The sequence below is a fragment of the Waterburya sp. genome (assembly GCF_058530065.1).
The window spans coordinates 1-12189 of sequence record NZ_JBZNBU010000356.1 but is presented as its reverse complement, the minus strand read 5'-3'; the positions used below and the strand labels follow the sequence as shown (position 1 = coordinate 12189).

Annotated in this window: 9 protein-coding genes; 7 read left to right on the top strand and 2 right to left on the bottom strand. The window is 38.3% G+C overall.

Going from position 1 to position 12189, the window contains the following annotated elements:
* Window positions 1-24 precede the first annotated feature (24 nt).
* The 5 genes from AC33VI_RS21295 to AC33VI_RS21275 all read left to right on the top strand — a co-directional run bounded on the left by AC33VI_RS21295 (window position 25) and on the right by AC33VI_RS21275 (window position 6744).
* The gene (locus tag AC33VI_RS21295; protein WP_491784274.1) at window positions 25-1032 is read left to right on the top strand and encodes a glycosyltransferase family 2 protein; all 1008 of its coding nucleotides are present in this window, start codon (window positions 25-27) and stop codon (window positions 1030-1032) included.
* A 95-nt stretch (window positions 1033-1127) separates the two neighbouring features.
* Entirely contained in the window at window positions 1128-2399 is a 1272-nt protein-coding gene (locus AC33VI_RS21290; protein ID WP_491784273.1) for an O-antigen ligase family protein, read from the top strand.
* A gap of 36 nt (window positions 2400-2435) precedes the next feature.
* Window positions 2436-3728 (top strand): oligosaccharide flippase family protein, encoded by a 1293-nt coding sequence (locus AC33VI_RS21285; protein WP_491784272.1) that lies wholly within the window; start codon window positions 2436-2438, stop codon window positions 3726-3728.
* Between the two features lie 252 nt (window positions 3729-3980).
* Window positions 3981-5564: an MBOAT family O-acyltransferase gene (locus tag AC33VI_RS21280; protein WP_491784271.1), complete on the top strand. Its 1584-nt coding sequence runs from the start codon at window positions 3981-3983 to the stop codon at window positions 5562-5564.
* Window positions 5565-5661: 97 nt separating this feature from the next.
* Window positions 5662-6744: a hypothetical protein gene (locus AC33VI_RS21275; RefSeq protein ID WP_491784270.1), complete on the top strand. Its 1083-nt coding sequence runs from the start codon at window positions 5662-5664 to the stop codon at window positions 6742-6744.
* 29 nt (window positions 6745-6773) lie between these two features.
* Here the strand turns inward: AC33VI_RS21275 and AC33VI_RS21270 are convergent, their stop codons facing one another.
* Both AC33VI_RS21270 and AC33VI_RS21265 read right to left on the bottom strand, forming a co-directional pair.
* Window positions 6774-8045, bottom strand: a complete 1272-nt coding sequence (locus AC33VI_RS21270) for an MFS transporter (RefSeq protein WP_491784269.1) — start codon at window positions 8043-8045, stop codon at window positions 6774-6776.
* 128 nt (window positions 8046-8173) lie between these two features.
* On the bottom strand, window positions 8174-8317 hold the full coding sequence (locus tag AC33VI_RS21265) for a hypothetical protein (RefSeq protein ID WP_491784268.1): 144 nt from the start codon (window positions 8315-8317) through the stop codon (window positions 8174-8176).
* A gap of 488 nt (window positions 8318-8805) precedes the next feature.
* On the opposite strand from AC33VI_RS21265, the gene AC33VI_RS21260 reads away from it, so the two are divergent.
* Together AC33VI_RS21260 and AC33VI_RS21255 are read left to right on the top strand one after the other, a co-directional pair.
* Entirely contained in the window at window positions 8806-10356 is a 1551-nt protein-coding gene (locus AC33VI_RS21260) for an MFS transporter (RefSeq protein WP_491784267.1), read from the top strand.
* Between the two features lie 214 nt (window positions 10357-10570).
* Window positions 10571-12189 (top strand): molybdopterin-dependent oxidoreductase (locus AC33VI_RS21255; RefSeq protein WP_491784266.1); only part of this gene is annotated, 1619 nt, incomplete at its 3' end.

Here is a 12189-nt window from a genome sequence, read left to right as displayed (position 1 = left end):
AAATTTTATTAATAATTTGGATTTATGAACCCAGAAGTATCCATAATCATACCCGCCTATAATTGTGAAGAATATCTTGCTAGGGCTTTAGAGTCGGTTTTTGCGCAAACTTATGGCAATTTTGAAGTCATTTTAATCGATGATGCCTCTACCGACTCTACCCTAAAGGTAGCAAGCAGTTTTAGCGATCCTCGCTTGAGAATTATTGCTAACCAGCAAAATCGAGGGGTAAGCAGCGTACGTAACTGTGGGATCGAACAAGCTCAAGGTAACTGGATTGCATTGCTTGATTCTGATGACTGGTATGCTCCAGAACGTCTAGAAATGCTGTTGCGAGTAGCAGCCCAGCAAAATGCCGATTTAGTTGCCGATGATTTATTTCTAATTCGCGATCGCGAACAATATCCTTGGAGTACTCTTTTACAGGAACATCAACCGCGTCAAAATGGTGTTGAATTAATCGATGCTACCAGATTCATCATCACCGATCGCCCTAACCCAATTAATGCTCCTCGAAATTGGAGTTTTGGCTATACAAAACCTCTGATCAAACGAGAATTTTTACTCGAACATAACATTAGCTATGATGAGTCAATTCAAGTAGGAGAAGATTTTATTCTCTACCTAGAATGCTTATTAAACAAAGCACGTTTTGTACTAATACCTCGTCCTTATTACTATTATCGAACTCGCGAAGTTTCTCTTTCCACGAGAAAACCAACCCAATATCTCAGTCAATCTTGTCAAATTACCCAGCGTTTTATAGATTTAGAATCCGCTAAAACTATCAAAGACGAAAAAGCGATCGCCGTTCTCAATCAAAACCTAACCGTTTTCTTCAAAAGACTATATTACTATAAAGCTATAGAGTATATCAAGCAGAAAAAAATTATCCACACTCTAGTTCAGATTATTCGCTGTCCCTACATTTTGATCTATTTTACGAATAAGTTAATTACTATTTTAGAAAATAAAACTCTAGCAATTTCTTCTGCCCCAGACAGGGAATATATTAACTTTACCTTTGATTAATCTAAATTAAAAAGTTAAAAAAAATGTATAATCCCAGTTAACCTCTAACTTATCCATAATAGTGAAATCGTATTTATTTTTACTAATAGCTCAATATGATGACGAAAAGTCAAACTAATTTTTTGAGAATTTTTGAATATATTTTTTCTATCTTTTCTCTAATTCATATATCCCAGGCTATTGTCCCTTTAATTTTAACTAACGGATCTAGCGAGGGAGATGGTGTAGATATCAGAGCTTTAGATTTATCTATCAATGCCAAAATATCTCTGCTGATTTATATTGTAACTTTTTGCCTCTTAGCAATACGCTGGAAAAAGGTTTTGGCAACTCTCTCCCGCAACAAATTTCTCTGGTTATTTCTAGGGATTATTTGTTTCTCCTATTTCTGGTCGATTAATCCCGATCAGACTATGAGATTTGCCATCTACGCTATTGGTACAACTGGCTTCGGACTTTACCTAGCAACTCGTTACACTCTAGCCGAACAACTAGATTTACTTGTTTGGACTTATGGCTTATTGTTGATTTTAAGTATTTTATTTGCCATCGGCATCCCGAAATATGGCTTGATGGGAGGGGTGCATGCAGGAGCATTTAGAGGAGTATTCACCCACAAAAACCAATTTGGAGCATTTATGGCTCCTGGTGGAGTAATTTTTCTGTTGAATGCTTTTCGTGGCGGTAAGTATGTCTGGGTTTACTGGGGACTGTTGTTTTTAAGTTGCGTCACTATGGTTTGGTCGCAATCTGCAACTGCTTTGGGAACTTTTATGGTGATGATAATGTTGTGCTTCATCTACCGTATCTTTAGATGGCGATATGAAGTGATGATATCGGCGGTTTTAGCACTGACTATTATCAGTTTTGCTGGTATTATCTTACTTTTTGGTTTAGGGTCTGATTCCTTACTAGACTTGGTAGGTCGGGATGTAACCCTATCTGGTAGGACGTTTATTTGGCAATATGTCTGGGACAAAATTGAACTGCGTCCTTGGCTGGGTTACGGATTAGCTGCTTTCTGGAATGGTTATGAAGGACCCTCTGGTTACATCCAACTAGCGATGACTATAGCCGTAGTTTACGCACACAACGGATTTTTGGATCTTTGGCTATCTGTAGGTGCTATGGGATTAGCCGTATTTATCTTAAGTTTTTTCAGCACTACATTTCAATCTCTGAAACTGTTAAGAACGACTAATAATCCAGAGGGTTTTTGGCCTCTATTGTTTCTGACTTATATTTTATTGTCTAACCTAACAGAAGGAACTATATCCAATATGAACAGTTCTTTCTGGGCATTATACACGGCAATATCTTACTCTCTAGTAATAGCCAAAAACAACAAGTATGTTATTTCTGAATAGTTTAAATACTAATATCCCGAACCTGAAATAGAAATCATGAATCTATCAAAGATTAGAACTAAAGCAACAAATCTATTTCAGACTGGCTTGGCAAGAGATGCATCATGGATGTTAATCTCCAAACTTTTTAACGTGGTCATGCAAGCGGGATATTTTATTGTTGTGGCGCGTTTGTTGGGAAAAGAAAATTATGGCTCTTTTATAGTAATTACAGCTTCCGCATCAATTATTTTTCCGTTTATTGCTTTAGGTAGCGAACACATACTAGTAAAACAAGTTGCTACCGATCGATCCTCTTTTAGCACTTACTGGGGTAATACTTTAGTTCTGTTAACTTCTGGAGGAGCGTTGCTGACAATTATTTTATTACTATTGTCTCCACTGATTTTTCCGCAGAATATTACCTGGACGACTACCTTGCTTGTTTTGCTAGCAGATCTGATCTGTTTGGGACTTCTAGACATTAGTTATAAGGCTCTAGTAGCTGCCAGCATGGTTAAGAAGACTGCACAGTTGGGGATTTTAAGTACTTGTGGCAAACTGTTTGCAGCCCTGTCTCTAGCAGCTTTTTTTACCCAACCTACCGTAGCAACTTGGGGCTATCTTTATTTTGCGAGTTCGGCAATTACATCAGTAATTGCCATTTTGATAGTTAACAAAATGGTTGGTCTTCCTCGTCCTGTATTTTCTAAATTAAAATCTAATATCGGACAGGGTTTGTATTTTTCAATTAGTGCTTCGGCAAATAATATTAATGCAGGTTTAGATAAATCCATGTTGGGTAAATTATCTAATGTGGCTTCAGCAGGAATATATGGTTCTGCATATCGTTTTATTGATGTGGGCAATGTACCACTATTAGCTTTATTTGGGGCAAGCTACAAACGGTTTTTTCAGCACGGCGCATCGGGCATTAAAGGTAGTTTGAGTTTTGCCAAACGTTTGTTACCGATTCTAACCTTATATGCCATCTTAAGCGTGGTTGGTTATTGGCTGATCGCTCCTTTTATTCCTGCAATTTTAGGGGAAGAATATACAGAAGCAATAGGAGCTTTGCTCTGGCTTTCTCCTTTACCTGCGATCGCAGCATTTCAATATCTAGCAGCAGATACTCTGACTGGTTCGGGGCATCAAAAAGCTCGGAGTATGGTGCAATTGTCGGCTGCTATTCTTAATATTATTTTGAATATTTGGTTAATTCCTTTGTTTTCTTGGAAAGGGGCAGCTTGGGCAACTTTAATTTCAGACTCTTTAAGATTAATTTGCTTGTGGTCAATAGTTTTTGTCTTGTATCGAAAAGTAGAAACCGAATCGAATTATTTGGAGTAAAGGTGATGATTTATGTAATTCAATATAAGTTAAATAGTATTATAAGTACTTGGCAATCTCGGCAATTCATATCGCTAATCTGAAATAATAGCAAAATTATCTATTTTCACTAAATTGATGTTTTATGGCAATCTTTTGATTTTTTCCTAGTCTCAGCTATCTCACAGACTGAGCTTACTTAATTCCTATCTTACTCAGATGAGTAATCTTAGACCATAAATAAATGCTTATATATAATCGCCGAAGAAAATCATGCTTTTTAATTCCTTTGAGTTTGTTGTTCTTTTTCTCCCCATCACCTTAATGGGATTTTTTCTACTAGGTAGAAAAGTTAAGTATGTCAAACAACAAATACCTATATTATGGTTGGTATTGGCTTCCTTGTTTTTTTACGGTTGGTGGAAGCCGTTGAATTTACCTTTAATTATTATTTCTATTTTAATTAATTATAGTTTGGGCTACCTGTTAGGTAATGTATTAGAAAAAGCAACTTGGAAAAAAGCAGTATTGTGCTTGGGTATAGTATTTAATTTAGGATTAATTTGCTATTTTAAATATTCAATTTTCTTGGTAAGTAACATCAATCAGCTTGTTAATACTGATTTTGATTTGCCATCAGTAGTAATTCCCCTAGCAATTTCGTTTTTCACTTTTCAACAAATAGCTTATTTAGTTGATGCCTATCACGGGCAAACTAAAGAATATAATATCTTAAGATATATGTTGTTTGTCTGCTTTTTTCCACAATTAATAGCAGGTCCAATCGTACATCATAAAGAAGTATTACCACAATTTGAAAAATCTTCCATTTATAAATTCAGTCGGCAAACACTCGCTATTGGTTTGACTGTTTTTATTGCTGGTTTATTTAAAAAGGTCATTTTTGCCGATCGCATTGCCGAATATTCTAACTTGGCTTTTGCCGCAGCTTCTCAAGGTATAGATCTTACTTTTTCTGAGGCTTGGGTGGGTGCTTTGGGTTATACTTTGCAGCTATATTTTGATTTTTCAGGCTATTCTGATATGGCAATCGGTGCTGCTTATATGTTTGGCATCAAATTGCCGTTAAATTTTAATTCTCCCTATAAAGCTACGAGTATTGTCGATTTTTGGCGTAGGTGGCATATTACCCTCTCCCACTTCTTGCGAGACTATTTATACATTCCTTTAGGTGGAAGCCGTAAAGGAGAACCAAGACGCTACGCTAATTTAATCTTGACTATGTTATTAGGAGGTTTGTGGCATGGTGCTGGCTGGACTTTTATTTTTTGGGGTGGTTTACACGGAATATATCTCGCTATCAATCATGGATATCGCTCAATTCGCAAAAGTTTGGGTCACAATCTGAGAAATGATGGTTGGTTGCTACGGGGTATTGGCTGGCTGACAACTTTTGTAGCCGTAGTAATCTCTTGGGTATTCTTCCGTGCCAATAACTTTAATACGGCAATTTCGATGCTTGAGTCTATGTTTGGCTTTAATGGCGTTCAACTCCCAGTCTTTTTAGAACCTTATTTGGGCTTTTTAAGAAACTTAGGAATAGGGTTTTTGGGCTTCACGGTTAATGTAGGAATTAGTCAAAAATATGCCACTTTCGGTATTATCATACTTCTATTAGTTGCCTGGTTTACTCCCAATACTCAACAATGGATGGGCAAATATAATCCTACTTTGACAGAGCCAATCGAGACTAGTACATCCCCATGGGTAAAGAAATTTTGGAAATCTTTGGTTTGGAGACCTAATAGAATTTGGACTGTAATTGTTGCGGGATTAACTTCACTATCTCTACTCTGTTTTTCTAGAGTCAGTGAATTTTTATATTTCCAATTTTAATTTTTAAAATATATACTAATACTGACATTATCTAAAAATGAATTTTAAAAGTATAGCAGCCGATTTTTTTAAACTAGGTAAATATAAAAAGACCTCAATGTCCGCTTCTACAACTACTTCAAAAGAGCCCAAAAATAAATTTAGTTTTAAACTTTATGGCTTGGTTACCTCTGTTTTATTAGGCTCTGTGGCAGCTATCAACTGGGCAATCGATCCTTTATGGTACAGTCATGGAAATATTTTGACGGGTAGAAACTTTGCTTTTAACGAACGAATCACCAAAACAAACTTGTTTTTAAGAACTAAGGATGAAATAGATTACGATTGTATCATTCTGGGCAGTTCTCGGGTTATAGCTTTAAGAGAATCGAATTTTCAATCGGAAACCTGTTTTAATTACGCTCTCAAAGGTGGAGAAATTCCTGATTTTGTCAATTATGCCAAGTCTTTACGAGAAGCAGGAATACAGCCTAAAACTGTTTATATTGGCGTAGATGGTCTCAATTTTGTTGAAAAAGAACGTAAACAACAAGAACCTGTCAACTTCGAGACTTTAAGTACTAACTCTCCCTTAGAAGCTTATCTCTCAGCAGATGTTTTACTATTTTCAGCTATGACATTGTTGGGTATTAGTCCCGATCCTGGGAACTATTACGATCGCGAGTTTGAACCTGTGGACTTTGCCACCGCCCCTGTATACACTCCTGGTTTTTATCAACCAGCCCCACCCCAGAAATGCGATCTTTCTGCCGTACAAACTTTTGCTAACTTACGAGATATATTTCCCGAAGCAAAATTTATTGGTTATGTACCTCCCAGATCTGCATGGAGCATGATTAATGATACCTATGGTAGAAACTTAATGGATTGCTATTTATTAGGATTTCACCAGTTGGCTCAAAGTTATGATGTTATGTATGATTTTTCTCCCCCTTCTGAAGTAACCAAAGATCCCAGCAATACCTTTGATGGCAGTCACTATTCTGTTACCGTTAACAATAAAATTGCTGGTATTTTACAAGGAGAGGATAGCGAAGATTTTGGCATTAGAGTAGATCGCTATGATTTTGAGGAATATAGGAGTTTATATCGGCAAAAATTAAGAGACTTTTTGGCAGAAAATAAACGCTTAGAATTGTGGCAAGATTCAGAGGAGATATCGGTTCAAATGGTTGAATAGCAAGCAAAATGCAATTCATCTAGAGATTACTAGGATTTTAAAGCATAACTATCTTTTTCTCTACCTAAAGCAAAAAACAAAGAATAACGAACTGTTTTCCCTGCTTGAGTCATAAAAACTAATAGAGCTATAGCTGCTAGAATTGCTGCTAAAGAAAATATACCTCTGTATCCGCCTAAAACTTCAGCTAGAGATCCTAAAATTAAACCTCCCAAAGCAATTCCCACATCAAATCCTCCCATGCAGAGGGCGAATACTTTACCTCGTTCGTTGCCATAAGAGCGATTGCTAATTAATGCCAGAATTAACGGAATTAAAATTCCTGCTCCCGCACCTTCGGCGATCGCTGCTAAAATAAATGTCTGTCGAGTTGTGGCTTGGGTAAGTAATACCATCGAAATAATGTAGCAAAGTAAGCTACCACTAATAAATAAACCACTACCATAGCGATCGCTTGCTTTGCCCACGAACAAACGTACTGAAAAAGAGGCGATCGCCGTTAGAGTATAAAAGAAGCCTACATTAAAATCTAGCTCTAATTCTTTGATAAATAGGGGTAAAAAAGCTACCAAAGTACCAAAAACTAAGCCAATGAGCAACAAAATAATTGTCGGAACTATTAATCCAGGATCTTTAGTTAATTGCCAAAAATCTCTTTGAATTATGACGATATTTTCATTTGAGAAAGAACTATCCTTCGGTAAAGATGAGTCTTTTATCTGACTAGCAAGCAAAAACGCCAAACTACCACAAATAATAGAAATTAAAAATAGCACTTCATAGCCAGTACCATCGGGCATGAGTTTTTTACCGCTATCTTCTAAAAATCCACCCAAAGCTGGTCCAATAGACATTCCAATTGGCACTGCCAAATTCATATAACCGATTAAAGTTCCCCGATACTCTGGGGGAGACAAATCTATAACCAAAGCACTATAACCAATAGTGAAAGCAGCAATACTAATGCCATGAAAAGCTCTGATACAGGCTAAACCAAAAATGGAATTTACCAGTAAATAACCTACTGGAGCGGATGCTGCCACAAAACTACCAATAAGAATGACTAGCTTACGACTGCGAATATCGGCTATTTTGCCCAACCAAGTACGAGAAACAATTAATCCGATGGCGAAACAACTCATGACCATACCTACCTGCTCGACTGTTCCCCCCATTGATTGGATGTAAGTAGGTAAGGTGGGTAAAAGCAGAGTAATTGCAATCCAAAAAAGTAACCCCGTAGAGAATAAATTGATTAGTTTTTGTTGGGTTTCTGTTTTGAGGATTTTCCAGACTTCCACAAGCTTGCTACCAAGATAAAATTTTTTAATGTCAATTAGCTATAAGTTATATTAACGTTTATTAAGCTTAACGCACGTGTAATATCATTCGCATTATTTAAGTTGACCAAGGGTAAAAGGAAAAGAATTTAAAAGTCAATTAACTCTTGGAAGTCTTTGAGGAATTTTTGTAATTTGGCATCTTTTTTAACTAAGATTGCCAATGCACCCATCTTTACCCAAGTTTGACTTACAAGGCGATTGAGATAGGTTTTTAGTTCCGTAGGATTCATGAATTTTTGTAGCACAACATAATTGATTTTAGTTATGGATTTGTCTAATTGTCATCCCCAAAAATTGTCAGTTCTAACAAAATCAAGATCGCCTAGTTATAGAACGGTATCAAATATTACGTTTTTACCAAGGATTGAGACAATCGAATCTTTGAGACGAAAATAATGCAATAAAAGTATGGAGTTTATGTAAAAAATACATTAAACAAGCATAGTTTCAGAATTTTAGTAGCCAAATATACGATAAATGCTTTTTTGAAGTGTAATTATTACCTCAAGATAAACGCGACTTAACAACTACACATAGATTGTTTAAAAGACGCGAATATCGCAGGAGACAAAATAATTAAAGGACAACGAACATCGATAACTAATGAGCAATTGGAAAAGCACAAAATATATATTTATAGTTGTTGAATGCTTTAGTATTTAGTCTCTAAATTTAAGTTTTAAGTATAGTAATTTCAATAGTGAAGGAAGGTAATTAAATGCTCGGAGAAATGTGGCAATTCAGGGGTAGGTATAAAATCCTGCATATAACTTGGTTTGCATTCTTTTTATCGTTTGTTGTGTGGTTTAATTTTCCACCTTTGGCGACTACTGTAAAAGCCGATCTGGGCTTAACCACAGAGCAAATCCGAACTATAGCGATTTGTAACGTAGCTTTGACAGTTCCAGCCCGTATCATTATCGGGATGTTGTTAGATAAGTTTGGTCCTCGATTGACCTATTCTTTGCTGTTAATGTATGCGGCAATTCCCTGTTTGATGTTTGCTTCGGCACAAAACTTCACCCAGTTGGTAATTTCTCGTCTGTTAATGGGTATTGTGGGTGCGGGTTTCGTAATTGGGATTCGCATGGTTGCAGAATGGTTTCCTCCCAAAGAGATCGGTCTGGCGGAAGGTATCTATGGCGGTTGGGGTAACTTTGGTTCCGCATTCTCCGCCTTTACAATGGCTTTGATTGCTGGTTGGTTATCTTTTGGCGCAGCTGGTTCTGGTTTAAACTGGCGTGCTGCGATCGCAGGAACTGGTATTTTTGCTGCTTTATATGGTGTTTTCTACCTTTTCAATGCTAAAGACACTCCCCCAGGAAAGCAATATCGTCGTCCCAAGAGTGCTAGAGGCTTAGAGGTTACTACTAAAAGAGACTTTTGGTTCTTAATGTTGATGAACGTGCCTTTAAGTGCAATTCTCGGTCTAGTAGCTTGGCGTTTGAAGAAGTTAGGGCTCTACGAAACTGGAACGATGTATATTATTTGGCTGGTGTTGTTAGGCTTATATTTGTTCCAAGCTTATAATTGTTGGGTAGTAAACAAAGATCTAATGACTGGCAAGAAACGTTACCCTGCCGAAGATCGTTACAGCTTCTCTCAAGTAGCTATCTTAGAACTGACTTACATTGTTAACTTTGGTTCGGAATTAGCAGTAGTGTCCATGCTTCCTGCTTTCTTTGAAGGAACATTTAGCTTAAATCCAGCAGCAGCAGGTATGATTGCCTCAAGTTACGCCTTTATGAACCTTGCTGCTCGTCCTGGTGGAGGTCTGCTATCTGACAAACTGGGCAGTCGCAAACTGACTATGGGTGTTTTGACTGGTTGTATGGGTATCACCTATCTGATTTTCAGCCAAGTTACCAGTAGTTGGGCTTTACCTTTAGCAGTCATCTTAGTTATGCTTTGTTCTTTCTTCGTTCAATCTGGCGAAGGTTCTACTTTCTCGATTGTGCCTTTAGTTAAAAAGCGCGTCACTGGTCAAGTTGCTGGTAATGTAGGTGCTTACGGTAACGTTGGTGCAGTACTTTATCTCAACATCTTTAGTTTGCTTCCTGGCTGGTTAGGCGGTGGAGCAGATCCTTCTCCTGCGATTATTGCTGCCACTAATGCTCGCTTCTTCCAAATTATGGGTGTGGCAGCATTGATTGTCGCTGCTTTATGCTTTGTCGTGCTTAAAGAGCCTAAAGGTTCGTTTGCCGAAGCTCACCATGATGAAGAAGTTGCCCCCGATTCGGCTCCCGTTTTGAATACGGAAAGTATATAGCTTTATTTGTCGTCTACAATTAATTAGTGCTGAGAAAGCTTAAGGGTCTTCTCGGCACTTTTTCTTATAGAGCAAATATAAATAAAATCTAAAATAGGTATTATTGTTAACAGTAATTAAGTGATTTAGAAGAGTAATAATAGACTAAAAAACCGTTACAGATCGCACAATTTCTAACCATAAATACTTGAAAACCTAGAAGAGGAGAAAAAAAGTGAGCGAATCAATTAAAACTTTGTGTCCATATTGCGGAGTAGGCTGTGGCTTAGAAGTATTACCACCCGCTCAATCTGGCAGAAGTACTAATCGCGATAGTCAAGGAAAACCTTCTTGGTTAGTTCGTGGCGATCGCTCTCATCCTTCTAGTAAAGGTAAAGTATGTATCAAAGGCGGTACGATCGCCGAATCTTTAGATAAAGACCGTCTTAAATACCCCATGATGCGTTATTCTCTCGATGAAGAGTTTCGTCGGGTTAGTTGGGAGGAAGCTTTAGACCGTATTGCGTCTCGCATCCAAGAAGTTAGGGAAACTCAAGGGGCTGACGGGATCTGTATGTATGGATCGGGACAATTCCAAACCGAAGATTACTACATAGCCCAAAAATTGCTCAAAGGTTGTCTGGGAACGAATAATTTTGATGCTAACTCTCGCCTCTGTATGTCTTCAGCAGTAGCAGGATATATCCAAAGTTTTGGTTCTGATGGTCCTCCTACTTGCTATGACGACCTCGAAGTAACGGATTGTGCTTTTTTAATCGGTACTAATACCGCCGAATGCCATCCCATTGTCTACAATCGCTTGCGGATGCACCACAAGAAAAATCGTAAGGTAAAAATGATTGTGGTCGATCCCAGGGAAACTAAAACGGCGAAAGATGCCGACCTACATCTAGCAATTCAGCCAGGGACGGATATGGATCTGCTCAATGGTATTGCCCATCTTTTGTTGCGCTGGGGTGCGCTAGACACCTTATTTATTGATGAATGTACTCAAGGATTTAGTAATTTTACCCAAGTCATTCAACAATATCCCCCAGAATTAGTCGCCCGTCGCTGTGGGATTAGGATCGATCATTTAGAAGAAGCAGCCCGTTATTGGGCGGAATCGGAAAATGTTCTTTCTCTTTGGTCGATGGGAGTCAATCAATCTTCCGAAGGTACGGCAAAAGTCCGCACCATTATCAATTTGCATTTAATGACGGGCAATATTGGCAGACCTGGGGCGGGACCTTTCTCTCTAACAGGGCAACCCAATGCCATGGGGGGTAGAGAAGCAGGGGGGCTGGCTCACATTATTCCTGGCTATCGAGTAGTCAAAAATCCCCAACATCGGGCAGAATTGGAGTCAATTTGGCAAATACCAGCAGGAAGTATTAACCCCAACCCTGGAAGAGATGCTTGGAATATGATTACAGGTTTAGAAAGGGGAGAAGTGGGAGTATTTTGGGTGGCAGCTACCAACCCTGCGGTCAGTATGCCCGATTTAGTCAGGACTAAAAAAGCCCTATTAAATTCTCCTTTTACCATCGTCCAAGACGCTTACTATCCCATAGAAACTGCCAGCTTTGCTCATGTAGTTCTACCCGCAGCCCAATGGGGAGAGAAAACAGGAATCATGACTAATTCCGAACGGGTGGTTACTCTTTGTCCTCAGTTTAGGGATGCACCAGGGGAAGCCAGACCAGATTGGGAAATTTTTGCCGAGGTGGGTCGCCGTCTTGGTTTTGTTAAAGAATTTGATTTTGCTAACTCCGCCGAAGTCTATCAAGAGTTTGTTCGCACTACTGCAGGTCGTCCTTGCGACATGAGTGGTTTGAGTCATGGAAGATTGCG

Coding starts and splice junctions, on each gene's coding strand:
- AC33VI_RS21295 (WP_491784274.1), top strand. CDS start 25: ATGAACCCAGAAGTATCCATAATCATACCCGCCTATAATTGTGAAGAA.
- AC33VI_RS21290 (WP_491784273.1), top strand. CDS start 1,128: ATGATGACGAAAAGTCAAACTAATTTTTTGAGAATTTTTGAATATATT.
- AC33VI_RS21285 (WP_491784272.1), top strand. CDS start 2,436: ATGAATCTATCAAAGATTAGAACTAAAGCAACAAATCTATTTCAGACT.
- AC33VI_RS21280 (WP_491784271.1), top strand. CDS start 3,981: ATGCTTTTTAATTCCTTTGAGTTTGTTGTTCTTTTTCTCCCCATCACC.
- AC33VI_RS21275 (WP_491784270.1), top strand. CDS start 5,662: ATGTCCGCTTCTACAACTACTTCAAAAGAGCCCAAAAATAAATTTAGT.
- AC33VI_RS21265 (WP_491784268.1), bottom strand. CDS start 8,317: ATGAATCCTACGGAACTAAAAACCTATCTCAATCGCCTTGTAAGTCAA.
- AC33VI_RS21260 (WP_491784267.1), top strand. CDS start 8,806: ATGCTCGGAGAAATGTGGCAATTCAGGGGTAGGTATAAAATCCTGCAT.